Source organism: Pseudomonas graminis, assembly GCF_900111735.1.
GTDB classification, from domain to species: domain Bacteria; phylum Pseudomonadota; class Gammaproteobacteria; order Pseudomonadales; family Pseudomonadaceae; genus Aquipseudomonas; species Aquipseudomonas graminis.
Genome location: NZ_FOHW01000015.1, coordinates 70,309 through 95,771 on the forward strand (window position 1 = coordinate 70,309; position 25,463 = coordinate 95,771).

At 56.5% G+C, this 25,463-nt stretch carries 24 protein-coding genes and 3 pseudogenes; 16 read left to right on the forward strand and 11 right to left on the reverse strand.

Annotated elements, in window-relative coordinates; genetic code table 11:
• The first annotated feature begins 433 nt into the window (after positions 1 to 433).
• From BMY98_RS27630 to BMY98_RS26810, 5 genes are all read left to right on the forward strand, one after another.
• Positions 434 to 1,147, forward strand: a complete 714-nt coding sequence (locus BMY98_RS27630) for an antA/AntB antirepressor family protein (protein ID WP_245760060.1) — start codon at positions 434 to 436, stop codon at positions 1,145 to 1,147.
• A gap of 309 nt (positions 1,148 to 1,456) precedes the next feature.
• A complete protein-coding gene (locus BMY98_RS27295) occupies positions 1,457 to 1,615 on the forward strand; it encodes a hypothetical protein (protein WP_162835411.1) in 159 nt (52 codons plus the stop codon).
• Entirely contained in the window at positions 1,612 to 1,818 is a 207-nt protein-coding gene (locus BMY98_RS13300; protein WP_074889871.1) for a hypothetical protein, read from the forward strand. The genes BMY98_RS27295 and BMY98_RS13300 overlap by 4 nt, the downstream gene beginning before the upstream one ends.
• A 326-nt stretch (positions 1,819 to 2,144) precedes the next feature.
• Entirely contained in the window at positions 2,145 to 3,497 is a 1,353-nt protein-coding gene (locus BMY98_RS13305) for a Fic family protein (RefSeq protein WP_074889874.1), read from the forward strand.
• Between the two features lie 39 nt (positions 3,498 to 3,536).
• Positions 3,537 to 3,800 (forward strand): hypothetical protein, encoded by a 264-nt coding sequence (locus BMY98_RS26810; protein WP_139214492.1) that lies wholly within the window; start codon positions 3,537 to 3,539, stop codon positions 3,798 to 3,800.
• A 61-nt stretch (positions 3,801 to 3,861) separates the two neighbouring features.
• Here BMY98_RS26810 and BMY98_RS13310 read toward each other — a convergent pair whose 3' ends face one another.
• Both BMY98_RS13310 and BMY98_RS13315 read right to left on the reverse strand, forming a co-directional pair.
• Positions 3,862 to 4,935: a phage portal protein gene (locus BMY98_RS13310; protein WP_074889876.1), complete on the reverse strand. Its 1,074-nt coding sequence runs from the start codon at positions 4,933 to 4,935 to the stop codon at positions 3,862 to 3,864.
• The gene (locus tag BMY98_RS13315; protein WP_074889879.1) at positions 4,935 to 6,695 is read right to left on the reverse strand and encodes a terminase ATPase subunit family protein; all 1,761 of its coding nucleotides are present in this window, start codon (positions 6,693 to 6,695) and stop codon (positions 4,935 to 4,937) included. The genes BMY98_RS13310 and BMY98_RS13315 overlap by 1 nt, the downstream gene beginning before the upstream one ends.
• A 155-nt stretch (positions 6,696 to 6,850) precedes the next feature.
• Between BMY98_RS13315 and BMY98_RS13320 the strand changes: the two are divergent.
• The 5 genes and pseudogenes from BMY98_RS13320 to BMY98_RS13340 all read left to right on the forward strand — a co-directional run bounded on the left by BMY98_RS13320 (position 6,851) and on the right by BMY98_RS13340 (position 12,116).
• Positions 6,851 to 7,716 (forward strand): annotated as a pseudogene (locus tag BMY98_RS13320) (GPO family capsid scaffolding protein).
• A 37-nt stretch (positions 7,717 to 7,753) separates the two neighbouring features.
• Positions 7,754 to 8,296: pseudogene (locus BMY98_RS13325) on the forward strand (P2 family phage major capsid protein); the annotation flags it as partial.
• Positions 8,297 to 8,588: 292 nt separating this feature from the next.
• Entirely contained in the window at positions 8,589 to 10,706 is a 2,118-nt protein-coding gene (locus BMY98_RS13330) for a MarR family transcriptional regulator (protein ID WP_074889882.1), read from the forward strand.
• A 601-nt stretch (positions 10,707 to 11,307) separates the two neighbouring features.
• The gene (locus BMY98_RS13335; protein WP_074889885.1) at positions 11,308 to 11,823 is read left to right on the forward strand and encodes a P-loop nucleotide/nucleoside kinase family protein; all 516 of its coding nucleotides are present in this window, start codon (positions 11,308 to 11,310) and stop codon (positions 11,821 to 11,823) included.
• Entirely contained in the window at positions 11,820 to 12,116 is a 297-nt protein-coding gene (locus BMY98_RS13340; RefSeq protein ID WP_074889888.1) for a hypothetical protein, read from the forward strand. The genes BMY98_RS13335 and BMY98_RS13340 overlap by 4 nt, the downstream gene beginning before the upstream one ends.
• A gap of 57 nt (positions 12,117 to 12,173) precedes the next feature.
• Here BMY98_RS13340 and BMY98_RS13345 read toward each other — a convergent pair whose 3' ends face one another.
• The 3 genes and pseudogenes from BMY98_RS13345 to BMY98_RS13355 form a co-directional block, all read right to left on the reverse strand.
• On the reverse strand, positions 12,174 to 12,473 hold the full coding sequence (locus BMY98_RS13345; protein ID WP_074889996.1) for a YrhB domain-containing protein: 300 nt from the start codon (positions 12,471 to 12,473) through the stop codon (positions 12,174 to 12,176).
• A gap of 122 nt (positions 12,474 to 12,595) precedes the next feature.
• The gene (locus BMY98_RS13350) at positions 12,596 to 12,931 is read right to left on the reverse strand and encodes a hypothetical protein (RefSeq protein WP_074889891.1); all 336 of its coding nucleotides are present in this window, start codon (positions 12,929 to 12,931) and stop codon (positions 12,596 to 12,598) included.
• Between the two features lie 262 nt (positions 12,932 to 13,193).
• Positions 13,194 to 14,030, reverse strand: a pseudogene (locus BMY98_RS13355) (DUF6861 domain-containing protein); the annotation flags it as partial.
• Positions 14,031 to 14,481: 451 nt separating this feature from the next.
• Here BMY98_RS13355 and BMY98_RS13360 point away from each other — a divergent pair.
• Positions 14,482 to 14,802 (forward strand): hypothetical protein, encoded by a 321-nt coding sequence (locus BMY98_RS13360; protein WP_037016364.1) that lies wholly within the window; start codon positions 14,482 to 14,484, stop codon positions 14,800 to 14,802.
• 139 nt (positions 14,803 to 14,941) lie between these two features.
• Positions 14,942 to 15,691 carry a substrate-binding periplasmic protein gene (locus BMY98_RS13365; RefSeq protein WP_074889894.1) on the forward strand — a complete coding sequence of 250 codons (750 nt, stop codon included), beginning with the start codon at positions 14,942 to 14,944 and terminating at the stop codon, positions 15,689 to 15,691.
• A 32-nt stretch (positions 15,692 to 15,723) separates the two neighbouring features.
• On the opposite strand, the gene BMY98_RS13370 is transcribed toward BMY98_RS13365, so the two are convergent.
• The 6 genes from BMY98_RS13370 to aguA all read right to left on the reverse strand — a co-directional run bounded on the left by BMY98_RS13370 (position 15,724) and on the right by aguA (position 21,450).
• Positions 15,724 to 16,683 carry a quinone oxidoreductase family protein gene (locus tag BMY98_RS13370; RefSeq protein ID WP_074889897.1) on the reverse strand — a complete coding sequence of 320 codons (960 nt, stop codon included), beginning with the start codon at positions 16,681 to 16,683 and terminating at the stop codon, positions 15,724 to 15,726.
• A gap of 38 nt (positions 16,684 to 16,721) precedes the next feature.
• The gene (locus tag BMY98_RS13375; protein ID WP_074889899.1) at positions 16,722 to 16,895 is read right to left on the reverse strand and encodes a DUF1427 family protein; all 174 of its coding nucleotides are present in this window, start codon (positions 16,893 to 16,895) and stop codon (positions 16,722 to 16,724) included.
• A 132-nt stretch (positions 16,896 to 17,027) separates the two neighbouring features.
• A complete protein-coding gene (locus BMY98_RS13380; RefSeq protein WP_074889901.1) occupies positions 17,028 to 17,804 on the reverse strand; it encodes an AraC family transcriptional regulator in 777 nt (258 codons plus the stop codon).
• A 618-nt stretch (positions 17,805 to 18,422) separates the two neighbouring features.
• Complete coding sequence (locus BMY98_RS13385; RefSeq protein ID WP_074889904.1) at positions 18,423 to 19,691, reverse strand: OprD family porin; 1,269 nt, start codon at positions 19,689 to 19,691, stop codon at positions 18,423 to 18,425.
• A 242-nt stretch (positions 19,692 to 19,933) separates the two neighbouring features.
• Positions 19,934 to 20,056: a hypothetical protein gene (locus BMY98_RS27815; RefSeq protein ID WP_281248173.1), complete on the reverse strand. Its 123-nt coding sequence runs from the start codon at positions 20,054 to 20,056 to the stop codon at positions 19,934 to 19,936.
• A 287-nt stretch (positions 20,057 to 20,343) separates the two neighbouring features.
• The gene (gene aguA, locus BMY98_RS13395; protein ID WP_074889908.1) at positions 20,344 to 21,450 is read right to left on the reverse strand and encodes an agmatine deiminase; all 1,107 of its coding nucleotides are present in this window, start codon (positions 21,448 to 21,450) and stop codon (positions 20,344 to 20,346) included.
• Between the two features lie 573 nt (positions 21,451 to 22,023).
• Here aguA and rfbB point away from each other — a divergent pair.
• The 4 genes from rfbB to rfbD are packed head-to-tail and all read left to right on the forward strand — an operon-like array spanning position 22,024 to position 25,395.
• Entirely contained in the window at positions 22,024 to 23,103 is a 1,080-nt protein-coding gene (gene rfbB / locus BMY98_RS13405; protein ID WP_074889913.1) for a dTDP-glucose 4,6-dehydratase, read from the forward strand.
• Positions 23,100 to 23,975 (forward strand): glucose-1-phosphate thymidylyltransferase RfbA, encoded by an 876-nt coding sequence (gene rfbA / locus BMY98_RS13410; protein ID WP_074889916.1) that lies wholly within the window; start codon positions 23,100 to 23,102, stop codon positions 23,973 to 23,975. The genes rfbB and rfbA overlap by 4 nt, the downstream gene beginning before the upstream one ends.
• Positions 23,972 to 24,517: a dTDP-4-dehydrorhamnose 3,5-epimerase gene (rfbC, locus tag BMY98_RS13415; protein WP_074889919.1), complete on the forward strand. Its 546-nt coding sequence runs from the start codon at positions 23,972 to 23,974 to the stop codon at positions 24,515 to 24,517. Before rfbA ends, rfbC begins: the two co-directional genes overlap by 4 nt.
• On the forward strand, positions 24,514 to 25,395 hold the full coding sequence (gene rfbD / locus BMY98_RS13420) for a dTDP-4-dehydrorhamnose reductase (RefSeq protein ID WP_074889922.1): 882 nt from the start codon (positions 24,514 to 24,516) through the stop codon (positions 25,393 to 25,395). The genes rfbC and rfbD overlap by 4 nt, the downstream gene beginning before the upstream one ends.
• Positions 25,396 to 25,463 lie beyond the last annotated feature (68 nt).

Genomic DNA, 25,463 nt, shown 5'->3' on the forward strand with positions numbered 1-25,463 from the left:
GCCAGAGATCGCGCCTGCAGGGCTTTCGAAAATAGAGGGCCGTGCAGGGATCTGCAGGGTTTTCTAAGCTCTAATTCGCGTAGGAGAGGCTCGGCGCGGGCTGCGGGGAGAGGTCTGCAGGTGCGCAGAAAACTAGACCTATTTAGCCCGCAGGCGTGGCGGGGGGACGACGGCGCGCGCCAGGTGCAGCCCACCCTGTCGGCTTCTGGACGCCCTGCTTTGGGGCGCGAAATTGCACCATCAAAGTGCACCTCGACTCCGCCCGCTACCAGCAGCGCGCCTCCCCACGGCCGGAGCCCCGCGTCAATGGAACCGTAACCTTGATGGTGACGGTCGCTAACAGCAGCCAAAGGCAACGCATTGCCTCGCCTGGACCTTTCGGCCAGCGATGCACCAGATCTATAGTGGGAGGCCCTTTCAGCACGGACTAAGCATGAGCCTCACCACTCTGATCACCAGCGCAGATCCCTTCTCGTCCGCAAGTCCCTTGCGTTGTAGCGCTCGCAACCTGCATGCGTTGCTGCAGGTTGGCCGCCGCTTCAATGGCTGGATCAATGGCCGGATCGACGCTTATGGGTTCGAGGAGGGAGAGGACTTTTTCATCCACACCTCGCAAAGGGAGCGCTTTGATAACCCCGATCGGGGCAATCAAACGTCCGGCGACAAGACGAGCTTTGATCTCCCCAATCGGGGAGATCAAACTTTGACTGGGCTGGGCCAGATCCCAGTCCAAAGAATGGGGGGCACGGATCTGATCTCGCAGCGAGGCGGTGACCGGCGATCCATTGACTACCTCCTCACCCTGGACATGGCTAAAGAGCTAGCCATGATCGAGAACAGTGAGATCGGCCGTCAGGTTCGCCGCTATTTCATCGAGCGGGAAAAGCAGCTCGTAACCATGCTGGAAGAGCGCGCGGCGCGGATTCTCCCCCTGCCAGGCGTAAAGCGCAGCGCGCGGGACGGCATCAACTTCAAGCAGCTGCTCATCCTTCAGGAGCAGGCGCACCACTTTGAGAAGTTGCTGGACGCTGCATCGGGCAGCTTTGAACGCCATGGCTTATACAGCCGGCTGCGCCAGGTGAACGACGCCCTGGGCCTGCCAACCCCGCCGCTAGAGCCGAGTCCGGTGGCTATCCAGCGCGGCTGACGCCTCCCATCACAATGCGACTGCATGTACGCGGATAGTTGTTTATCCGCATACGGAAGAGTAGAGTTCGCCCGTCGCTGCCAATTCAGCGACCGGGCTTGGTAACCCGACGAATTCAAGGCGCAACAGCGCCCAGATCACGACTGCGAGCGCTTTTTTTACGCTCTCAGTCCTGTGCTATGGCGGCTGTGTGTGGGAGGTCTTCGGGCCTGCCGGTTTCCTTGATTCCCGGTTTACCAACCCGCGCACAGCTGCCACCCATTCGCTTGGTAACGAACGTGGCAGCTCCTCAAATCAAGGAGTTTCACGATGACCGCCCTCATTCCGTCCAAAATCCGCGCACTTGCCCATCGCCGCATGGCTCTCGCCGCGCTGCACGCTGACTCCTCGCTGTCCACCCGCCTCAAGCGCTACAACCATCACATGCTGCAGGTGCGCGTTCTCGAGACGCACGGCGGTGCCCAATGAGAAAGCCCTACGGCCTCACTGAAGACGATCTGTTCGATCTGGAACGGGCGCGGGACTCGCTTGCCTTGGTGCATGCACTTGCCCAACAGGCCGATCACCCCGGGCTGTATCAGCCGCAAATGCTGGCAGGCTTTCTCGACGGAATTTGTACTGATCTAAACCGCGTCATTCGAGCCGCTACCGGCAATCAACGCCGCATATGAGGCTGAGGGGACACAGCGATGAATACCCGACTGATGCCCGTTACTTTCCATGGCGATGCCACGCATGGTGCTGGTAGGAAGGCAAAGCCGTGAAAAGCTGGGTGTTCCGGACAAACGCCCCGCAGCCGCAATGACCAAGTGACATCAAGGTAGACACTGTAGTACCGCTCCTACCACTAGCGGTAACGGCCGGGTTAGCAGCCCCTTGATCTAGGGATTCGATGGCTATGTGGGGTTCGTGGAGGCGTCATTTCAAATTATAGAAAAATTGAAATGCGTCAGATGTGGATGTATGCTCCATTTCAAATTTGAGAGAAACTGAAATCATGATCAAGTCACCGCCAAAACCGATCGGGAATCCGTACAGCCGCATCGTCACGGAACACAAAGATCAGATCGGTGCCTATGTAGAAGTGGGTCAGGTCCTAGACAGTCAAGGCAGATATTTGCCTTTCGATAAAATGCGCTTCCGGTTTCCAAAGGAGCTGGATCATGCACTTGCATGGGCAGTCGTAAAATTCGCGAGGAACAAGCAATTAGCCCCAGTGATTAACCTTGGACAGCCACCGCAGGTGTGTAGGTTTCTTTACACCCCAGCAATGCATATCGCAGTGTCGGCTTGTGACCAGAATACGACTACCGCAGCGCTAGAATGGATGTGCTCTAAGATTGGAGAGTCGAAGCAGCTGCAGTATTTGCTCAACGATCTGGTTGAAGACGAAGCCATTAGCAGCAGCCAGCTAGAGGGTGCTGCCACAACAACTAAAGTCGCAAAGGAGTTATTGGGCAGAAAGCGTGGCCCTAGAACTCCAGACGAGAAGATGATCATCGGCAATTTCAAGATGATGCAGCATGCTTGGGAGTGCAGGGACAGAGACCTATCGCTAAAACTAATCACCGATTTACATCAGGTCGGCGTAGAAGGTATCGACGACGAAAGATACTATCCGGGTGTATTTCGTAACGATGACAACGTGGTGGTTGAAGATGGTGAAGGTAACATCGTTCATCAGCCACCTCCTGCGGAGCAATTAGAGGCGCGGCTAAGCAAGGTCATTGAATGGGTAAATACAAACCATACAGACATCAACAACCAAAATTATATTCACCCTATGATAAAGGCGATAATTTTGCATTTTATCATTGGCTACGAGCACCCCTTCCATGACGGGAACGGACGGGTAGCAAGGTCTCTGTTCTACTGGTATCTGTTTAAGAAAGGTTTTGGCGGTTTCCGGTACATCGCCATCAGTACGCTATTGAAGATAGCGCCTATTAAATATGGGAAAAGCTATCTGTACACCGAAACCGACGAAATGGACCTGACGTATTTTATCGATTACCAATGCCGTGTGATTGCGAGAGCAATTAGGCAATTCAAGAAAAACTATGACAACGCCGTAGCCTCTATCGACGCGTTTAACACGTTCTTGTACGAATCTGGTTTATTTGGGAAGTTATCAGAAAAGCAACGGGTCGTTTTTAACGTTGCCAGATCTGGCAACAGTAAATTCTTTACTGTTAACAACGTAAAAGAAAATCTCAATTGCGCATACAATACAGCCTCAACCGTACTGAACGGACTTGTAGATTTGAAGCTGTTTCGCAAAGCTAAGCAAGGCAATGAATGGGTCTATTCGATGATTGAACCGAAGCAAATTCTAAAGACTTGGACATGACGCAAGAAATCAATAAACACATCCGAAGAGGTCGTAAAGTTGTCGGAATTTAATTGGAAAAAATTTCAGTTCATCACTGAGGTTCAAGCTGCCCTTATGGCAAACTCAGTAAACATCGCCAGACATGATGAAGAGGGCAGAGAGCGGCATCAATATTCGGGAACGGTAATGCTTATCCATATGGACGATGCCTTTTATGCTGCAGAGCGGATTCCCGAAGGGCTTTCAGCTCATGAGGCAGCGTGTCAGTTTTATGGGGGCTGTAAAGGTGAAAGCTGGCCGCGTTGGGCCCAGCGCTCGTAAGGCTTGAAGACAGGTCCCCATAAAGCTGGGCCAGCGTTGAGCTAGCCCGTTTTCGTTCGAATTACGGATTGAGCAGGCCGGAGGTGCCTGACGTCTCCTCTAACGGCCGAAAGCGGACCACCTCCTCGCCCAGCCAATTGTTAATCTGCTGCAGGCGGGCCTGAACGGGTTCGAGCTCGTTCATGGCCCAGATCTGGGCGGCTTCCTTGATTGAGCCGAAGCCTCCAGCGTTCTGCGGGACGATGCCCATGAGTTGCGGCGGTATGCGCAGCGCGGCCAGCATGTCGTCGCGGCTGATGTTCTTGATCGAGGCGAACTCGTCCTTTGCCGCGACCTCACTGACAGGGATCAGCTGAATGCCGTCCTTCTTGCCGCCAGGCGCATACATGAACAGATTGCGGAAGTTGCCCGGCCCTTTTGCAGCCTTCAGCGCGCTGCGCAGGGCCGCAACGTCTGTCTCGTTCTGGGCCGTGTCGGTCATGTACATGATGAAGCCGGCGTGACTGCCGTTGTTGTAGTACTTGCGTCGAAACAGAGTGGCGGACTCGTTCAGCAGCGCGCTTTGCAGCGCCGGGAGCCACTCTGGAAGGCCGTAGATTTCCTGATTGATATCAGCCTCGCGCTGATGAAAAACGGTCCCCTTCTGGAACTCGTGTTCATCGCCCCATCCCCGAACCTGGTAATAGGTTTCCAGATCAACGCCGCGCCGCATGTACTTGCCCAATGCGGGCTGCAGGCCGAGCGTGGTTCGCAGCATGCTGTCGCGTTTTTCGAGATAGCCGTTGCCGCACCAGAGAAAGTCCAAGGCGAACTGTTCGAACGTTTGCCGTGTGAGCAGCTTATGGGGGATGAAGGTGCGAGCCAGCATGTTGCGCTTGAAGTTCAGCCCCGACTGCAGGAACACGCTGGCCCGAGATGACTTCGCAAGGCCATCAAGGGACATGGGCGGCTCGTACCATCGCCCGTTGAGCCAGCACTCCAGGTAATCCAGTATTCCCCGCTCATCAAGCACGGGCGTGGGGTCGCCGAAAGTGAACGCCTCCATCTTGCCGCCGGCCGCGGGCAGCAGATCCCCCTCGATCGGGGGCTGGGTCGCGGCGCTGGTTTGCGTGTTTCTGCTGCGGCGGTTGCTCATCAGTAAATCTCCATGAAGCCAGTATTCGTTGAGGTCTGGCCCTCAAGCGGTTCGTTCTGCAGTGCGTGGAAGAGCGCCCAAGCGAGATCCGCGTGTCCGGTCTCGTCGGTGCGGCCTGCGGTATAGGTGAATTGCCGGCCGCTGGCCGTGATGGTCTTGCGGATCGCCATCAACGACTGCGCCATGTCGGTCCAGCCGGCGTCGAATTCGAGGCGACCTTTGTGAATCACGTCGTATGCCTTGAGCACCAGGCGCGTCTTCACCTCGGGCGAGTAGCTGAACGTGGTGACGTTCGGAAAGAATTGGCGCACCAGCTGGGCCACGCCCGAGCCCATGCCGGTAATGTCGACGCCGATGTAGGTGACCCAGTACCGCAGCGTGACCTGCCGGATCGCTTCGGCCTGCGCCGCGAAATCCATTCCCCGGAACTGATGGCGCTCGAGCACGCGGAATTTACCGCCGGGCACAAGCGGCGGAGCAACAACGACCAAGCCGGAGCTGTCTCCTGTTTCCGCCGGGTCATAGCCCACCCAAACCTGCCGATCGGCAAACGGCCGCGAGGCGAATGGCTTGTAGTCCTCGGACCACTCGACCCAACTGTCGACCATGCACGGCTGAAGGACGTTGAGCGGGAAGATGCTGGCCCCATCGTCGACGAACTGACACATGAGCAGATTCGCGAACGCATCCGCGTTGTATTCGAGCCGCAGCTCTTCCAGGTCGAAGAGATCGCATCCGCGCTGTTCGGCGTCCAGGATGGTGACGATCTGACGCCAGATCCGGTCCTCGCACAGCCTGCCCTGCTGCAGCGCGTCGTGGGAAACGTCCAGATTGAGCCGCTGCGCCGCCGGCTTGCCTTTGTTGAACCGCTCACCGGTCCAGAACGTGTACGCCTCATGCGCCATGCTCGATGGCGTTGAAAAGTAGGTGCGTCGGTACTGTTTCTGCATCGCCATGCCGCTGGCGACCTTGTTCAGTTCGTTGAACTTGAACGTCCAGAAAAATTCGTCAAAGTAGAAATTACCGTGATAACCCTGAGCGGTTCGGGCGTTCGTGCCGAGGAAATGCAGCTCGGCGCCGTTGGCAAGAATGATCGGATCGCCAGTCAGTTCAACGCCACACACTTCACGCGCAAACCCTTGAATGTAAGCCTTGAAGATGTGCGCCTGGTTCTTCGAAGCCGACAGGAATATCTGGTTGCGGCCAGTGACCAGGGCGTCAATGAACGCCTCCCGGGCGAAGTAGTAAGTCGCGCCGATCTGCCGGCTTTTGAGGATTGCCCTGGTGCGCTGATTGCTTGCCCGGTACCAGTCCAACTGATAGCCAAAACAGCCGTCTTTGAACGCCTCGGTCAGCTGCTCGATCTGCTCTTCGCTGAACTCGTTTCGCGCCGCTTTCTTCTTCGGCCCCTCGTTGCGCTTCGCAAGATTCGGATTGAGATCAGTGTCGGTGCCGCCCGCCTTGTACCGCTCAATGCGCGCCTGCCGTTCCAGCTGACGGTGGAGCAGGTCAATTTCCTTGAAGTCACCGCCGGTTTTCCCGTCTTTCAGGATCAGCTGCACCAGGCGCGCTTCCAGAGCCCCGCCGATCCGCTCCACGTTGTCAGCCCGGTCCCACTCGTCGCGCGTCTTCCAGGCGTGAACGGTCTTTTCTTTCTCACCCAACATTTCGGCGATCGCGCAGATCCGCAGGCCGGTCCAGTAAAGGAATTTGGCCTGACGGCGGTTATCGCGGATGGGAGTGGCTTCGGTTGTCGTCATGGCGGCGATGCTGACGCCACGCGCGCGTGAAGGCGTAGTGACGGGCCGTGTAGCGCCCCGGGTTACAACTGGCGCCGATTGCTCATAAAAGCGCCAATGTCGACGATGCACCTCAACGCAACTGCACCCGCAGCAACGCTTTGAGGACCCGCTCGATGAGTAAGAAATTTCGATCCAAATGGTTTCGCGTCGCCGTAGAAGGCGCGACCACCGACGGCCGCCAGATTGAGCGCCAGTGGCTGGTGGACGCCGCCGAGACCTACAACCCCAACACCTACGCAGCACGCGTCTGGATGGAGCACTACCGCAGTGTTCTGCCTGACAGCCCGTTCCGTGCTTACGGCGACGTGCTGGCCGCGAAGACTGAAGAGGTCGACGTCAACGGCGCGAAAAAGCTGGCCCTGTTCGTCCAGATCGAACCACGCCGGACCTGATCGCCATGAACAAGGCGCGTCAGAAGCTGTACACCAGCATCGAGATCGCACCCAAGTTCGCCGATACCGGTCGCGCTTACCTGGACGGGTTAGCCGTCACCGATTCGCCTGCGAGCCTGGGCACTGAAATGCTGACTTTCAGCGCGCAGAACCCGGACGCATCGCCGCTCAAGGCACGCAAGAGCAAGCCGGACAACCTGTTTTCCGAGCTCCTGGAAGCGAAGCTCGAATTCGACGAGATCGAAGAGACCCCCGGCAGATTCGAAGAGCTGTTCTCACGCATCGCCGAACTGCTCGGCGCGACCAAAGAAAAAGACAAGCCGGTCGAGATCGAGAAGCCCGAAACCGACGACGGGAAGTTTTCGAAGCTGAACGACGCCGTGGGTGCGCTTGCCAGCCACGCTGCCGAGCAGTCCCGATTGTTTACCTCGATCGAGGAAGCCCACAGCTCCCTGCAGGGCAGTTTCGACAAGCTCAGCGCCGACTTCAACGACCTGATCAAGCGCCTGGGCGAGACCCAGGACCACAGCCAGACGAGCCGTCCACCCGTAGTCGGCGGCGACGGCGCTGTGCTGACTGCCTACTGATCGAACCGCTCACCCAAAGGTTTACCTGGAGAACACCATGCGTAACGAAACACGACTTGCCTTCAACGGCTTCAGCAAGCAGGTGGCACTGCTCAACGCCGTCGCCTCGGCGGCTGAGAAATTCACCGTCACTCCGACGGTGCAACAAACCCTCGAAACCGCCATCCAGGAATCGAGCGATTTCCTGAAACAGATCAACGTCATCGGCGTCGATGAGCAGGAAGGTGAAGCGATCCTGCTGGGCGTGGGATCGACGATTGCTGGCCGTACCGATACGTCGGTCAAGGCTCGCGATCCGCGCAGCGTTGGCGCGCTGAAGAGCGATACCTACAGCTGCAAGAAAACCGACTTCGACACCTACGTGAAGTATCAACTGCTCGATGCCTGGGCAAAGTTCAAGGATTTCCAGGCACGCTTGTCGGGCGCGATCGTCGGGCAGCAAGCACTCGACCGCATCATGATCGGCTTCAACGGGAAAACCGTTGCCGCTGACACCGACCGCGCCGCCCATCCATTGCTGGAAGATGTAAACATCGGCTGGCTTGAGAAGTACCGCACCAAGGCACCAGAGCGCGTTCTGACCCGAAGATGATGGACATCTACGACCACAGTCTGCCGGTTGTCTCTCCTTCATCCGACTGAATTTGCTCGCCTGAGGTCAGAGCGATCTGCGGCAGTTCGGCCCAGCGCTGCCGTTAAATGAGCTGACAGACCTCCAACGGGCAAGAGACTTCAGCAGTCATATCCGTGAAGGATTAATTTCCTAACCGCTTCCTAATTCGGAATTGAAACGGTATTGTCTGAGGCGTTAGAGACGCTACCTACAGGTTATTCGCTGTTCTTTTTAATGCCGGTTGAACTAGGGATATTTTATGGCAAGTAAGCTGACCAATTTTCACGACGCCGTTCAGTCACTTAAACTTTATCGCAGAGCAGAATTGCCCGGACAAGACAATAACTCCGCGATTGTGGAAAAATTATATGTAGACCCTTTGCCAAATGACCATGTATTTGAAACTGTTAGAATGCCAAACACGTCATTTATCATCGGAAGAAAGGGAACCGGCAAATCCACAATCTTTCAACGCCTACAGTATGAGTTAACCAAGGACAAGAAGAAGACATCTGCCTACGTCGACATTAAGACAATTTTCGAATCCTCTCAAGTTGACAGCCGTACACATGCAAAAATTGCAACTATGGATTTCGCACTTCCTCCGCAGGAGATCGAGCGAATTCTGCTGCTGAAATCATTTATTATATCGGTTATCGTTGAGATCAAGAAAGAACTGAAGAAAAGAACTGAAAGCTCATTTTGGGAAACAATAAAAGATTCGTTCTCCGGAAGCTTAGACGAATTATTTGAAGAGTTAGATGAGCTAATCGAAGAGATTGATGTCGAAAAATTTATTAGCGTTTTAGGCATAAAGCATGTTCAGGGTAAGCAGCAGGAAGAAAACATCCGATCTAGCGGTGGAAATGCGGAGATCAAATTAAAGATTGATCCAAACCCGGTAGATTTCACTGTAGGCGGACAGCGCGCCTCTAGCACAAAAGATGCGTCAGAGATTAGCTATAGCGACATCCTAATAAGCGTTTTCGACATAAAGGACTTGCTTTCAAAGCTTAAGACCATATTGTCTAATTTGGGCGTGCGCCACCTATACATTCTAGTTGATGATTTTTCAGAGCTTCCAGAGGACGCAATGAAGGTTGTGGTCGACCTTCTACTTGCTCCTCTAAACAACTGGTCCGAAGAGTTTATCAAGTTGAAGGTTGCAGCTTACCCAGGCCGAATCTATTACGGCCAAATTGACAAAACAAAAATCGACGAAGTGTATCTAGATATTTATAAGCTCTATGGATCTAACGACGTTTCAACCATGGAGGATAATGCTACTGAATTTGTTCGTCGATTAGTTATGATGCGAATAAAGGTCTACAAGGCCGGAAAAGTAGCTGACTACTTTGATTCCAATCTTGATGAAATTCTCAAAGAGTTGTTCTACGCGACGATGGGTAACCCTAGGATCATAGGCTACCTATTGCATTACTGTCACGAATCTCATCTGATTTATGATCGAAAAATCGGTGTACGGGCCATTCAGCAAGCCGCCAAAAAATATTATGAAGACAAAATTGAAAGCTATTTCAGCCTTTCAAAGTTTTTACATGAATCATTCGGTGAAAAATCTTCAATATTTGGACTCAAAGAACTTCTTGAAATGCTTGTTGTTAGAGCAAAAGAACTTAGAAGCCACAGCTCAAGCGTATTTGACTCGATCAATGGTCGCCCCCCGACAAGCCATTTTCACGTTTCGGTGGCATATGAATCAATTCTTCAGACGTTAGAATTGAATTTTTTTCTTACAAAGTACTATGAAATGAGCGACAGAGATGGGAGAAAAGTCAGCGTCTACGCGATGAATTACGGTCTTTGCCAAAAGTACACTCTTGCTTTTGGTCGCCCCGGCCGGGAACGAGCGTATAGACTCTATTTTGTTGAGCGCGTCTTTGATTACTCCCCCCTGCTCCATAAGTATATGGCCAAAAATCAAGAGATAATCTGTCAGGAGTGTGAGTTCAAGTATTCAATTGACGATCTAGAAGCGATTCGATGGAATAAAATGAAATGCCGAGAATGTGCCAGCGGTATTTGCGAAGTCGTAAACCTCTCTAAAAAGTATGAAAATGTATTAAGAGACGTGGATAAATCGCTGTTGCTGCCGGCAGCAGAACTCGGAATTCTACAAACTCTTCACTTGGGTACCGATGCTATGTTTGCTGGCGACATCGCATCAGAGTTGGATTGTTCTTACCAACTCATTGGCCGCAGAGGAAGATACCTACATGACAAAGGGCTCGTAGTGCGAGGAAAAAACGACGCGGGACGTCGCGTGTTCGCGATTACGGACTTAGCCGAGGAGTCATATTTTTCACAAGGCAGTGACGACGATCTAAGTGTCGAAACTGCCGATGACATGGATTGATAAGGATTTTAGAAAGGGGGTGACAACGCCTCCTTTTAAACCAACCCATGTGGGATACCTAGAGGTTATCCGTTAACGTCACGCGCGTTCGTACCGCGGAAGCGTGCTCAGTGCTGCTGCATGACGAAGTGCGCTGTCGGAGGTGATGCTTCTGAAAACCTCGCCGCACCTAAAATTTGCACTTGGCCGGCAACAGGCGTCTCTGTTGTTTTTTCTGCTATCACAACCGCGGACCACATCAGCCCGCATGGTTCGCAGGCCCACAGACTGAGCAAACACTAGCGTAACAACGGCTACAGGCCCCGTATACCTAGCCAGTCTTGGCGCATGCCCACGTAACAAGAACTTAGGTAACTCATTGATATATATATATTAACGATCTGTCTTGTAATCAGTAGGTCCCGGGTTCGACTCCTGGTGCCGGCACCAGATTTAGCAAAAAGGCTCACCGAAAGGTGGGCCTTTTTTGTTTGCGCTTCTCAAAGTGGCGTCAAGTAACACATTCACCAACTGAAAGGCTTCAGTCGACTCGACGCAGCGCCTCATTGTCACGGCAACAGCATACGAGCATCATCATGGCCCGACATAAGGATGCGTCACCATGGCACAGCCCACGCTCCATCTCCTGTGCGGCAAGATTGCATCCGGGAAATCAACCCTGGCGAACGCTCTGAAAGAAGAGCAAGCGGCGGTCTTGCTGACTGAGGACCATTGGCTCTCAAGACTCTACCCAGACCAGATCCACTCGGTTGCTGACTACGCAAAGCTCGCGCGACTGCTTAGAGATGTCATCGGCCCCTTGGTCATCGATATGCTGACGGCTGGCGTCAATGTGGTTCTCGATTTTCCAGCCACCACTCCTGCAGACCGCCAGTGGATGCGCAGTCTGGCTGATCACGCCCAGGCCTCGCACAGCCTGCACGTCCTAGACGTCGACGACGAAATTTGCCGGGCCCGGCTGCACCTTAGGAACAAGCGCGGTGAACATGAGTTTGCAGCGACTGACGCCGAGTTTGAGTTGATCACTAGCTACTTCCGGGCTCCCGACCAGGAAGAAGGACTTGATGTTGTCGTGCACCGAGAATTCGATTCCTCGCCAGACAAAACGCAACCATGAATATCCCGGAACTGATGGCCCAGCTTGTAGAACTTAAAAAAATCTATAACGACGAAGGGTGTAGAGATTTTGACAGGGGCATTGATGGTGTCTTAAGCATGCTTTCCCAAGGCGCTCTGCCCAATACTCCTGAATGGGAGCAAGCGGGTTCGATGTACAGAACAATGGCCGGATCTAAATCTGGGGTTTCGGACCTTTATATTGACCGCGACAACGTCGAGCAACGTATTGCGGCCAACTCAAAACTCGATGCTATCCGCCAGACACTTTGGGCTACCTTCACTAGAGTTTGATGTGCCGGGATCGCCTGATGAGTAAGTTTAGCGGGGCCCTACCTTTGTGTGAAAACTTCAGGCTGGATCGGAATCAGAGTGTGATTTTTGTTTCATGAAAGACAGGTAATCGTCTAGATATTCCGCAACGGGCTTAGCCGCGCCCAACTCATTCAACTCGCCAGAGTTCCGATCAATCAGAAATGGGCTATTTCCTGCTAACTGATCACACCGATTGACGGCTCTTAAATACTCCACTAACTGGTAGCAAGAAAACCAGCCACCTTGAAAACCTCCTTCCCCGAATATCTTTAAGGGTATCGCAGAGTTTCCAATAAACTTTCTAGCAAGATCAAAAGCATACTCGTAATTAATCATCAGTTTGCCCCACGACATATGCCCGCTTAGCAGGGAATACCGTGTCCGAAAAACGCCGCCTTCGTCCCTGATACCAAATCAATTTCTTAAACTGGTATTGAACCGACATGCCTATACAGTCTTTAGCCTTGTTGAGGAACGAATAATTCTGCTTCAGAAGAAACCTCAGGGCCTTGGCATAACTCTGCAAGCGCTCTTAGTGAATCCCCGGAAACCTGAAAGTAAATATTCTCCACCTCGTTATCGTCATCGAAAAATATGGACATACCAATATCGTCGCTTACGTATTTTTTGATCCCCGAATACATCTCAACGAAGTCGAACTTCAATGCCGCAATTAAGTGCCCTACAATACCTTTAGATAGTCGCTGAGAGCTCTCAAACTCCCAACCATCCTCACCTAACACTTTATCCGCCCCGATAGGAACCAAAAAAGCAGCCATATATTTTTTCTTCATCACATTACTCCCAATTTTCTACCGGAATTTTTTCTATACCCGCCTTAATTGCGGCTTGAGCCCTATGGTGCCCATCCTGAATTTCAAGTCGCCCTGTACTCGGATTTCTCCAAGCGTCAACTGGATAGCTGGGGTCAAAACCATTCCTCTCCATACTTTTTGCGAGACGCTTAATCTGTGATCCAGACATTTCCGATTTGGTCTGAGTCGGTATTAGGTTGCCAGGATTTTCATAAGTTAGCCTAGGTCCCAGTTCCCTTGGGGGTTTAGCATCATTGCTAGTCGAGGAAGAAGATTCTTGCGGATGTTGTGGCCCCATCGCACCTCTGTGCGGCTCCGCCTTTTGCAGATCAGGCCTACTCTTCAACGCATCCTCATGCTTAAGCATCCACTGCCCAATGTTTGCGCCTTTCGGACTGGCTCCCATCTCCTGAGCTAGCCTGCCTGCGTTTCCCCGACCACGAGTCAGGTATTCAACAATGGCACCTAGCAGCAGAACGACTACCTCTACATGGCCGAGTGCGATGTTATGGGCAGCGCTGCTCACAGCATAGGGGTCATCCTGGCTGAGGGGAGTCAGTCCTTCCTCGCCTCGCGGGCCTTCCCATGCAGCGTGGATACCGGTCAGGTAATACCCGCCAACGCGAGGTAGGCCTTCGACGAAAAATTCCGCAATGGACTGCAGGCCAAGTATTGCCAATATCCAGCTGCTGACCTGCAAACCCAATGCAGCGCCAGCGGCACCCATGGGAACAGCGCCGGCACCTCCGAAGAAAGCGCCCACTCCCGCGCCGATGGCAGCTCCAGTCAAGGTGCTACCTGCGACGATCATTGCCATCTGGGTCACCACATCAATCAGGTCGTCGATGATGATGGAAATTTCGAGGTCGGCAAAACGCCGGCGCAGTAGGTCCGCCGCCTACCATTCAGCTTGATAAAACGCCGACCTGACGCTCTCGACACGGCGGATATTCAGACTAAGCGATGGGGCAGGCTCACCCCAATGGTTTCTAAATCGAACACCACCTTGGTAGCCCATTTCCTGCCTTATCTGATCTTCGATCTGATGCCACGAGGGCACGATATGCCAAAAGAACATTCAACGTCTCCCTGACAACTCCAGCTTGGGGCACCGCCCGCTTTTTATAATTGCTGAGAGAGTGCACGAAATTTGGAACTGAGTATTTCATGACCCAGTGCGCCCACCATAGGCCGACCCTCCCGCAGTGACGTAGGAACCTTCTGAAGTTAAGCAATAGGGTTCGCCACATCTTGATATCGCTTTCCCACAAAAAACTTCCCGCTTGGCAGGGCACTTGGGTTCAGGTCTAGCCACAGGAGGACCAAAACTCCCAGCAGCGCTTTGAGCCCGGCTGCTGGCATACGCCCACTCATCAACGGCCAAGCCGCTATCCTCATATGGCGCCCTAAGATTCAGCGCCCCCCTCCCCCATCCCGCCCCCATCTAGTAACGTATACCCATCCAACGGGCCCTCGCGTCTGCGTCAGGACAGCGACCCGCCATCAGAATCACGATAGAAGGCCCAACCGTGCACAAAGTCCGATTGATCAAGTACGTCTGGACCCACCAGACCCCGGAGATTTCGTCTGAATGGTCCAAGCTGCTCTACGAAGTGGAGCTGCCGTTCGTCCCTTTCCATGGCTTGAACATTCAGCTGCCGATGCAGCGCGTCTGGCGAATTCGGGATGTCGAGTGGAATGTCGAGGAGCAGACCTTTCGCTGCCATATCGAAGATCAATTCATGAACTTGCTGGATGTGGATGACTCGTACGAGGACTGGATCGAGACATTGCTGGAGTGTGGCTGGGTGCTGAGCGGTCGTTACACCAATGAGCACAACAAGACCTGATTCTCCGCCACCAGGATTTCCTCGGGAATTGGCGCAGGATGCGCACTGCGCCCGGCAGAGATGACAAACCGATGCCAGACTGAATAACACCTGGCACAAGGACTGTCCTGGCGCCTTATTTCCTTAGAGCATTGCTGTCATGAAATGGATTTCCTGTTGTATCCGCTGCGCGGCAGGCGCGCTTCTGGCCTGCTCGTCGATGGCGTATGCGCTCCCTGTCGTTGACGTGTTCTTCGCCGAAGCGCCGCCGCTGACCATGGTCAGTCAAGGCGACCAGCACGGGATCGCGGGCGACATCAGCCTTCAGGCCATGGCGATGGCCGGATATTCCCCCCACCTGCTCTCGCCTCCCTGGCCGCGCGCGCAACGCGATGTGGCGCTTGGGTCGAACAAGCTCATCGCGCCGCTGACTCGCACTCAAAGCCGGGAAAACAACTTCACCTGGATCGCTCCGCTGATGACGATGGACCGGGCGTTTTTCAGCCTCGATCGTCACGTCGAGAGTTTTGAAGAGGCGCGCAGGACCTTCAAGATGATCGCCGTCGGCAGTGGCTCGGCGCAGGAAACGCGTCTACGTGAGGAAGGTTTTTCCGCCGCTCAGATTTATCCGCTGAAGATTGGCGAGAACCCGGCGCTGATGTTGCTCAAGGGCCGGGTGGATGCGTGGTTCAACGGCGTACCGGAAACCCTTTATATCTGGAAGCAGATCAGCGACCGCCCGTTGTTAATGAGCGGGGCATTGATGACTGCTGACCTTTATCTGGCCTGCTCGAAGGACTGCGACCCTCAGATGGTCGAGAAGCTGAAGACCGCGATCGATACGCTGCAGTCAAACGGCGCAATCAAACGAGCCCAGCACGACTACCTGAAAGGGTTACCGGTCCAGTAGGGCAGCCCTGCTCCAAGGCTCGTGCTTGCCGGTCACGGCAGCAGAATGACCTTGTCGGCGCCGCCCTGATTCACTTCCGCATAACGTGCCAGGCCTCCTTCCAGCGGCGACTCAATCAGCCCGGTTGGCAGCGGCAAGGTGCCGTCGTCGAACTGTTTGCCAAACTGCTCAAGCATCCGTGCGCAGGCTTCCACGCCGTACAGCAGCGAGTTGATCCCCACCACCGAACCGCCCTTGCGGTACAGCGCCAGCGCAGGCAGTTGCACGTGGCCGTCCACCGGCGCGGCGATGATTGCGATGCGACCGAACTGGGCCAGCGCAGGCACAGAAGCCGGCAGCCAAAAGCCCGTGGTGTCGAAGATCACGTCGGCGCCGCCTGGAAAAACGGCGTTCACTTGAGCACCGAGGTCTTCCGGCTTGTCGAGCTGAATCGCGTTGAAGCCTTGCTCCTGCAGCGCTTTCAGCTGGTCCGGTTTACGCACCGCTGCCAGCACCTGGGCGCCGCGTATCTTCGCCAGTGCGATGGCGGCGCTCCCCACTGCGCCATTGGCACCGATGACCAACAACCGGGTGCCGCTCTGCACGAGGCTGCGCTCAAGCGCGTCCCAAGCGGTGGTGTAGGGAACGCCCAGACTGGCGGCCTGGGTGAAACTCAGCGACGCCGGTTTGATCGCCACGCCCTTGGCCGACAGCGTGATGTAGCCAGCATGGGAGCCGTCGCGGACAAAGCCGATTTCTTTGCCAGTGCCCCACACTTCCTTGCCGATCAGTTCCTGCGGGCCTTCGACGACCACACCCGCAAAGTCACGACCCGGAATGCGGGGCATCGTGGTGTAAGGGAAGCGGCCCAGGACGTTTTTGACGTCGCTGGGGTTCAGGCCTGCGGCTTTTATCTGCACCAGAACTTCGCCGGCCGCCGGAACAGGCGTGGGCAGATCGACGACTTCCAGCGCAGCCAGGTCGCCGGTGCGGGAGAATTGCAGTGCTTTCATATGGATTCATCCAGAGTGGGGAAAGGGAGGTCGTCGGTTCAGGAGGCCAGATTGGACAAGAACTGCTTGCCCACCGGCCACAGCCATTCACCGGCTTGCATGCCGAGCAGGCCAACCAGTGCGACCAGAGGCGGTGCGGGTGAACGGAAATCCAGCAGGCCATAGAGCAAACCGACGGCGATACCGATGGCGAGGGAAATAACGTAGCTCATGACAACTCCGGTGCGTGGGACGCGCGGCTCGATGGCGGCGCGACTGCGTTAAGCGATGACCAGAGTGTAAGGAGGGCCGGCAAGGGCTGCCGGCCAAGAGCTTCTGAATTTCGGACAGTATCGGCGCATGCGTTAGTGGGATGGATCAACGGCTGGGTACTGAGAGGGGGACATGCCCAGTTCGCGGCGAAACATGTCGCTGAAACTGCTCGGCGAATACCCCATTGAACGAGCGATGGCGTTGACCGGCACGCCCTGGATGATCTCCGCCACCGAGGTCGCCAGTTGCACCTGCCGCCGCCATTCGGCGAAGCCCATGCCAAGCACCGCCTGAAACAGCCGGGACAACGTTCGCACGCTGGCGCCGGCGTTTTCCGCGTGCTGCTCGAATGACACGTCGATGGACGGCTCGATCATCACCGCCTGACAGACGCTCATCAGCCGGCGGTCGCTGTCATCGGGCATCGGCACTTTCAGCAGCGAACGCCGGGCGCGTTTGAGTTCGAGCAAGGCCAGCGTCACCACCGCGTCGTAGTAGTCCGACTCCTTGTCCGGCTCGGCTACCAGCCCGACGATCAGCTCGCGCAACAGGCGGCCGACTTCCAGCACCTGAACGGTGGCGTCGAGGGTTCGGGCGAGCGCCGGGCGCAGGTAGATGTTGCGCATTTCCAGATCCGACACCACGCGAATGCCATGGGGCACACCGGGCGGCAGCCACACCGCGCGCTGCGGCGGCACAACCAGCGCTTCATTGGGCGTCTCGACCCACATCACGCCCGACATCGCATACAGCACCTGCCCCCATTCATGCTCGTGAGGCTCGATGTACAAGCCGCGCGGATACGTCCGGGACAGAGGCTGTACGGGGACGGCGGTATCGGTGAGGTCAGGAGGCGCGGCAATTGCCATGGCGAAACCGGCTGGAGTGGGATGCAGCGATGGTAGCGGGAGAGCGGGATGGATCGCCAGTGCAGTGGATCATGGACCGTTTCTGTCGATGGCGAGACTGGCGAAGTCCGTAGGAGCCGGCTTGCTGGCGAAGGCAGTGGGTCAGCGACAGCCGCGTTGTCTGAGCCGACGCATTCGCGGGCAAGCGCGCTCCTACAGTGGGTCGGCGTCAAACCTTACGTCTGAGTTGTGTGCAAATCCGCAGGAGCCGGCTTGCTGGCGAAGGCGGTGGGTCAGCGACGGCGTGTTGTCTGGGCCGACGCATTCGCGGGCAAGCGCGCTCCTACAGTGGGTCGGCGTCAAACCTTACGTCTGGGTTGTGTGCAAATCCGTAGGCGCCGGCTTGCTGGCGAAGGCGGTGGGTCAGCGACAGCCACGTTGTCTGAGCCGACGCGTTCGCGGGCAAGCGCGCTCCTACAGTGGGTCGGCATCAAACCCGACGTCTGGGTTGTGTGCAAATCCGTAGGAGCCGGCTTGCTGGCGAACGCATTTGTTCAGCCCCCGTAGAGGTGAATGACGTGCACGGTTCGCCAGCAAGCCGGCTCCTTGCCTAATGTCAGCTAGAAGACGTCAAACGCATCAAAACACGTTGATCGGGTAATCGACGAAGATCCGCGTTTCGTTACCGCCAACGTTGTACTGATCCACATCGTTGGAGACGCGCAGGAACGAATTGCGAAGGCGCACCGAGAGGTCTTTGACCGGGCCGCTCTGGACCACGTAGGTCAACTGGCTGAACAGTTCGCGCTCTTCGCCACGACCACGATCACTGCCATCGTCGATGTTGTCGCCACGCACGTAGGCCACGCGGTAGCTAAGGCCTGGAGTGACAACTGTTCCCAGGTTCACGCCGTATCCCACTTGCCACGAACGCTCGTCCTTACCGTTGAAGTCGGACCAGTAGGAGTTGGCCAGGTAGATGGTGTTGCCGCCATCGCCGGTGCCCCCTGCGTTGCGATAGCCCCCGTAGGTGTAACCGGTTTCGCCGGTGCTGCGCTGATGCGCCAGTGTGAACGAGTGGATACCCACAGCCCAGGTCGCCGCCAGGCTCCAGATCTTGTTGTCGCGGGCGTCGTCGACGGCGAAGTCCTTGTCCAGCTTGGTCTTGTAGCCATTGAAGTCGAAAGTCAGCGACTGATCTTTCGGCATCGCCCAGACGTAGTTCAGGTTCACGTACTGCTTCTTCAGCACGTCTTCGTCGTCGGAGGCGTAAAACGCGGCGCTGAGGGCATCGGTGAATTTGTAGCTGCCGCCGTACACGTTGATGCTCTTCAGATCGCCACTGTCACGGCCCTCGGCGCTCTTGCGGGCTTCGGCGGTGAAGCGGCCGGCCACAAGCGTGAGGCCCTTGATCTCTTTGGAGGTGATCATGGTGCCGGTGTAGGACTCAGGCAGCAGGCGCGAGCCGTCGTACGTCAGCACTGGCAGCTCCGGCATCATGTCGCCGTATTTCAGCTCGGTATTGGAAATCCGGAATTTGACCGCGCCGCCAAAGCGCGACAGGTCGTCCGCCGCGTTGCCGCTGTCGCCCTGCTTGAAGAAGTCGATACCGCCTGCGCCGCTCTTACCCTTGCCACCGTCCAGACGCGCCGCGTACAGACCGAAAGCGTCAACGCCCACGCCCACCACGCCCTGGGTGAAACCGGATGTGTAGCCGGCCATGAACGCCTGACCCCATTCCGAGCGGTCCTGCGGTCCGTTTTTATAGTCGCGATTGATGTAGGCGTTACGCAGGTTGATCTTCAAGCTGCTGTCTTCAACAAATCCTTTGGAATCTGCCTGACCGTCCGCCATGGCGTGGGTGGCGGCGAAAATGCCCAGAGCGAGCAGGCCGATACGCTGTTTCATCTTGTTGTCCTTGTGAGCGGATTAATCGCGCGCTGTGGCAAATGCCCGGGTGGGCAATTGCGTCTTCCGGCACTGAAAAAGGCCCGGAAGCCCGCACGAAATCATCGCAGTGGACGACTGATGCACGTACATGACGCCAAGCCACAGGCGGTGGAGGCGCGAATGCTATCCCCCGTCTGACGAGAGTGTCAATTTGATGGGAGTCATACGGAGGCTCTGCAATGCCTGTTGCAGCACCTTCGTCAGCTGTGGAGCACGACCAGCAGCGCTTCGATTTCGGCGTCGTTGATCAGCCCGCTGGGGTACCGCTTCGACAGCATCTTGCGAAAATCACCGCGTTGTTTCAGCGCCTGTACTTCTTGCATGCGCACTATCGGGATCCGGGTCGTCCGTAACCAGTCAGCCATCATCTGCCGTGCTTCACTGCTCGCAGAAAAACCTCGAGCCACTCGCAACTCATGACCTGCGTTCATAAGGACAACCTCTTATGTCGTGGACTGCGGAATCTACGGAGCTTTTGTTACAGACGGACGACCCTGCCAAGGCATTTCCGCGCCGCCGGGATCCCATCTTCCTACGACCGACTGGAACAGTCCGCCCATAAAAAAGCCCATCGTCTGATGGGCTTGATAACAGCAAGAAGCGAACCAACTCAGCTGCGGTGGGGGGCCGGTTGCTGCTGCGTGAGGCAGTGGATGTTGCCTCCACCCAGCAACATTTCGCGGCCCGGGACCATGACCACCTCGTGTTCCGGGAACAGCTGCTGGAGAATCTGGCGGGCCGTGTCATCCATCGGATCGTCGAAACACGGAGCGATGATGCCGCCGTTGACGATCAGAAAATTCACATACGAACCGGCCAGACGCACCGATGGGTTGCGCTCCTGACTGCCGTGCACCTGATCCACACCGGCGCATTCTTCTTCAGTGGCAAACAGCGGACCCGGAATCGGCATCTTGTGCACGACGAACGGACGTCCCTTGGCGTCGCGGGCATTTTCCAGCACCGCCATGGCCGCTTGGCAACGGGGGAAATTGGGGTCTTTCGGATCATCTGTCCAGGCGAGTAACACTTCACCGGGGCGCACGTAGCAGCAGAAGTTATCCACATGCCCGTCGGTCTCGTCGTTGAACAGACCGTCCGGCAGCCAGATGATCTTCTCGACCGACAGGTGATCACGCAGCACGGCCTCGATGTCTTCGCGGGACAGGTGCGGGTTGCGGTTGCGATTGAGCAGGCATTCTTCCGTGGTGATCAGCGTGCCCTCGCCGTCGACGTGAATCGAACCGCCTTCCAGCACAAACCCTTCGGTGACGTAGCGCGGGCAGCGCTCGATTTCCAATACTTTGCTGGCAACCTGTTCATCCAGGTTCCACGGCGCGTAAAGCCCACCGTCGAAACCGCCCCAGGCATTGAAGCCCCAATTCACACCACGAACCTCGCCCGCGTCGTTGATGACGAACGTCGGCCCGCTATCACGAACCCAGGCGTCATTGCTGCTGATCTCAACAACGCGAATGTTGGGCACATTCAGTCGTGCGCGGGCATTGTCGTACTGTGCAGCGGAGACGCCGACGGTGACAGGCTCGAAACGGGCAATGGCTTTGGCCACAGCTACGTGATCGTTCTGCACCGGCTTGCCGCCCAGACGCCAGTTGTCAGGGCGCTCGGGCCAGATCATCCAGGTTTGCGTCTGCGGCGCCCACTCGGCAGGCATGTAGAAGCCATCGGCGCGGGGGGTGCTGTTGAGAGTGGTCACAGTAATCAGAGCTCCATGAGGCGACGAGGGCGTCTGCGGCAAAATAAGACAGACGTTATAAACGATAAAAATCGGATTTAAAAACACTAATCAAGCAGCCGGGGGATATCCAGACATCCAATGCCGATATATATCGGAATAGAGCCCTGTCCTGAGTGATAAGAAACTGCTCCGTTCTCCAGGTCACTCACCTCCTTCGACACGCTGCCGGCAAGGAAGTCCACGCTCCGGCGGCTGATCACCATCGGCGGTTTGATCCTGAAGATATTCAGATGATCCCGTGTAGGTCGCATGAAAACCCCCATGTTCACGGAGATGATCACACAGGTAGGTCGTTTCCCCGGTTACAGACTCCAGCGGGCACGATTTCCCGGTAAAGAAATGCGTTAAAAGACCGACAGATAGGTCAGGCGTTAAGCCGGTGCAACAGCTGCGGCGGTTTAATGGCGCTAATCGCGATGGGCCATCAATTAATATCATCGCTCGTCGGTGGATTGCGCCTTGCGCCGGCCAGCAAGGCCCCACAAGCTATGCTCCATCGTCTTACGTCTTTCCAGGGAAGAAGGTTTATCCATGCGAATACTTGTTACCGGTGGCGCCGGCTTCATCGGCTCCGCGCTGATCCGTCATCTGATCAACAACACCGATCACGACGTCCTCAACTTCGACAAGCTGACCTACGCCGGTAATCTTGAATCGCTGCGGGGCATCGCCACGAACACTCGGTATGAGTTCGTGCAAGAGGACATCGTTGATCAGGCCGCCGTGAGTAAAGTCCTCACGCGCTTCAAGCCTGACGCGATCATGCACCTGGCGGCTGAATCCCACGTTGACCGTTCGATTGACGGCCCGTCGGAGTTTATTCAGACCAACATCGTCGGCACGTACAGCCTGCTGGAAGCGACCCGCAGCTACTGGCTGACCTTGCCTGAAGCCGAGCGCGCCGCCTTCCGCTTTCACCACATCTCCACTGATGAAGTGTATGGCGACCTGCACGGCGTGGACGACCTGTTCACCGAAACCACGCCCTACGCGCCAAGCTCGCCATATTCGGCCAGCAAAGCGGCATCGGACCATCTGGTTCGTGCCTGGCAGCGCACCTATGGACTTCCGGTGGTCGTCACCAACTGCTCGAACAACTACGGCCCGTTCCACTTCCCTGAGAAGCTCATCCCGCTGGTGATTCTCAACGCCCTGGCCGGGAAGCCGCTGCCGGTGTACGGCAATGGCTTGCAGGTGCGTGACTGGCTGTTCGTCGAAGATCACGCCCGCGCCCTGCTCAAAGTGGTGACCGAGGGCAAGGTCGGCGAGACCTACAACATCGGCGGCCACAACGAACAGAAGAATATCGACGTCGTGCGCGGCATCTGCGCGCTGCTCGAAGAGCTGGCGCCGGAACAGCGCAAAGGCGTGGCCCACTACGCGGACCTGATCACCTACGTGACCGACCGTCCCGGCCATGACATGCGTTACGCCATCGACGCCAGCAAAATCGAGCACGAACTGGGCTGGACGCCGGAAGAGACATTCGAATCCGGCCTGCGCAAAACCGTGCAGTGGTATCTCGACAACCTTGAATGGTGCCGCAACGTGCAGGACGGCAGTTATCAGGGCGAACGCCTGGGCACCAACGTGAAGGAACTGATCGCATGACTAAAGGAATTGTTCTGGCCGGCGGCTCTGGCACGCGCCTGCACCCGATCACCCTCGGGGTCTCCAAACAGCTGCTGCCGATCTACGACAAGCCGATGATCTATTACCCGATCTCGGTGCTGATGCTGGCCGGGATCAAAGACATCCTGGTCATCTCGACGCCGCTGGACCTGCCGCAATACAAGGCGCTGCTGGGTGACGGCAGTCAGTTCGGCGTGCACTTCCATTACGAGGAGCAGCCCAAGCCGGACGGCCTCGCCCAGGCATTCCTGATTGGCGAGGAGTTCATCGGCGATGACTCGGTGTGCCTGATTCTCGGCGACAACATCTTCCACGGTCAGCACTTCAGCGAACAGCTCAAGCGTGCGGCTGACAACACCTCCGGCGCGACCGTGTTCGGCTATTGGGTGAAAGATCCAGAGCGTTTCGGCGTAATCGATTTCGATGAGCACGGCCACGCGCTGTCCATCGAAGAGAAGCCCAAGGCGCCGAAGTCCAGCTACGCCGTGACCGGCCTGTATTTCTACGACAACGAAGTCATTCAGATCGCCAAGGACGTCAAGCCGTCACCACGCGGCGAGCTGGAGATCACCGACGTCAACAACGCCTACCTCAAGCGCGGCGACCTGCGCGTCGAGCGCTTTGGCCGCGGCTTCGCCTGGCTCGACACGGGTACCCATGACAGCCTGCTGGACGCGTCGCAATACGTGCAAACCATAGAGCACCGTCAGGGCCTGAAAGTCGCGTGCCTGGAAGAAATCGCTTACCAGAACGGCTGGATCGACCGCGCCCACCTGTTGAATCGGGCTGACTATTTCGGCAAGACCGGCTACGGTCAGTACCTGTTCAAGATCGCAGGGGAAAGTCAGTGAAAGTGGTTGCCAGCAAGTTGCCTGAAGTCCTCATCATCGAACCCAAGGTGTTCGGCGATGAGCGTGGCTTCTTCTACGAAAGTTTCAACGCCCGGGCCTTTGCCGAGGCCACCGGCGTAGCCGATCAGTTCGTGCAGGACAATCACTCGCGCTCGCAAAAAGGCGTCTTGCGCGGGCTGCATTACCAGATCGAAAACCCGCAGGGCAAACTGGTCCGCGTGACCGCTGGCCGCGTGCTGGACATCGCCGTCGACATACGTCGCAGCTCGCCTCAGTTCGGCCAGTGGTTCGGTGTGGAGCTGTCTGCCGACAACGCTCGTCAGCTGTGGATTCCCAAAGGTTTCGCCCACGGCTTCGTGGTGCTGAGTGACTACGCAGAATTCCTCTACAAAACCACCGACTACTACACGCCATCGGCCGAGCGTTGCATTCGCTGGGACGATCCTGAGCTGGCCATCGACTGGGGCTTGAGCGAAGCACCTCAGCTGTCGGCCAAGGATCAGGTCGGCAAGCTCTTGAAAGAAGCGGATCTGTTCCCGTGAATGCGCCGCTGCGGATTCTGATCAGCGGGCAACAGGGCCAAGTGTCCCAGGCGCTGCAGCAACACTTGCAGAACATGGGCGAGCTGATCGTGCTGGGCCGCGATCAGCTGGACTTGAGTCAGCCGGAATCCATCCGTCCAGTGGTTCGCGACATCAAGCCGGACCTGATCGTCAACGCCGCCGCGCATACGGCAGTGGATCAGGCCGAAAGCGAGCCGGAGCTGGCCTTTGCCATCAACGCGACGTCCCCCGGTGTGTTCGCTGAAGAGGCTGCCGCACTGGGCATTCCTCTGGTTCATTACTCCACGGATTACGTGTTCGACGGCAGCAAGGCTGGCGCCTGGATTGAGTCCGACGTGCCGAATCCGCTGGGCGTCTACGGCAGCAGCAAGCTGGCAGGCGAGCGAGCCATCGCCGCAGCGGGCGGCCAGCACCTGATTTTGCGCACGAGCTGGGTGTACTCCCTGACCGGGCGCAACTTTTTGCTGACCATGCAGCGCTTGTTGCAAGAGCGCGAGAGGCTGTCGATCGTGGCGGATCAGATCGGCGCACCCACTTGGGCAGGCACTATCGCCGCCAGCACCGGCGCGCTGATTGAACGCTGGCGTGACGGGGCTGCGGGCGCCTGGGGTGTTTATCACCTGACCGCCCGCGGAGAAACATCGTGGTTCGGTTTCGCGGAAGCGATTGGTCAGCAATTGATCAACAGCGGCAAGCCCTGCGCAGTGCTGGAGCCGATTGCTTCCAGTGCTTACCCGACGCCGGCCGCACGCCCGCTCAATTCGCGTCTGGATTGCAGCCGGTTGCAGTGCGAGTGGGGCGTCAGCCAGCCCGACTGGCACGATGCGTTGCTGGAGTGCTTAGCGCAGCAGCGGTAGGCATAATGGGCGACTCGATGTTGAGCGGCTGCGCAATACTGATTCATCCGCAGCCGCCCCGCATCGCA

Coding starts and splice junctions, on each gene's coding strand:
- BMY98_RS13335 (WP_074889885.1), top strand. CDS start 11,308: ATGGCACAGCCCACGCTCCATCTCCTGTGCGGCAAGATTGCATCCGGG.
- BMY98_RS13305 (WP_074889874.1), top strand. CDS start 2,145: ATGATCAAGTCACCGCCAAAACCGATCGGGAATCCGTACAGCCGCATC.
- BMY98_RS13365 (WP_074889894.1), top strand. CDS start 14,942: ATGAAATGGATTTCCTGTTGTATCCGCTGCGCGGCAGGCGCGCTTCTG.
- BMY98_RS13300 (WP_074889871.1), top strand. CDS start 1,612: ATGAGAAAGCCCTACGGCCTCACTGAAGACGATCTGTTCGATCTGGAA.
- BMY98_RS13310 (WP_074889876.1), bottom strand. CDS start 4,935: ATGAGCAACCGCCGCAGCAGAAACACGCAAACCAGCGCCGCGACCCAG.
- BMY98_RS27815 (WP_281248173.1), bottom strand. CDS start 20,056: ATGCAAGAAGTACAGGCGCTGAAACAACGCGGTGATTTTCGCAAGATG.
- BMY98_RS13315 (WP_074889879.1), bottom strand. CDS start 6,695: ATGACGACAACCGAAGCCACTCCCATCCGCGATAACCGCCGTCAGGCC.
- BMY98_RS13350 (WP_074889891.1), bottom strand. CDS start 12,931: ATGAAGAAAAAATATATGGCTGCTTTTTTGGTTCCTATCGGGGCGGAT.
- rfbA (WP_074889916.1), top strand. CDS start 23,100: ATGACTAAAGGAATTGTTCTGGCCGGCGGCTCTGGCACGCGCCTGCAC.
- BMY98_RS13340 (WP_074889888.1), top strand. CDS start 11,820: ATGAATATCCCGGAACTGATGGCCCAGCTTGTAGAACTTAAAAAAATC.
- BMY98_RS13385 (WP_074889904.1), bottom strand. CDS start 19,691: ATGAAACAGCGTATCGGCCTGCTCGCTCTGGGCATTTTCGCCGCCACC.
- BMY98_RS13380 (WP_074889901.1), bottom strand. CDS start 17,804: ATGGCAATTGCCGCGCCTCCTGACCTCACCGATACCGCCGTCCCCGTA.
- BMY98_RS13375 (WP_074889899.1), bottom strand. CDS start 16,895: ATGAGCTACGTTATTTCCCTCGCCATCGGTATCGCCGTCGGTTTGCTC.
- BMY98_RS13345 (WP_074889996.1), bottom strand. CDS start 12,473: ATGATTAATTACGAGTATGCTTTTGATCTTGCTAGAAAGTTTATTGGA.
- BMY98_RS13370 (WP_074889897.1), bottom strand. CDS start 16,683: ATGAAAGCACTGCAATTCTCCCGCACCGGCGACCTGGCTGCGCTGGAA.
- BMY98_RS27630 (WP_245760060.1), top strand. CDS start 434: ATGAGCCTCACCACTCTGATCACCAGCGCAGATCCCTTCTCGTCCGCA.
- BMY98_RS13330 (WP_074889882.1), top strand. CDS start 8,589: ATGGCAAGTAAGCTGACCAATTTTCACGACGCCGTTCAGTCACTTAAA.
- BMY98_RS27295 (WP_162835411.1), top strand. CDS start 1,457: ATGACCGCCCTCATTCCGTCCAAAATCCGCGCACTTGCCCATCGCCGC.
- rfbB (WP_074889913.1), top strand. CDS start 22,024: ATGCGAATACTTGTTACCGGTGGCGCCGGCTTCATCGGCTCCGCGCTG.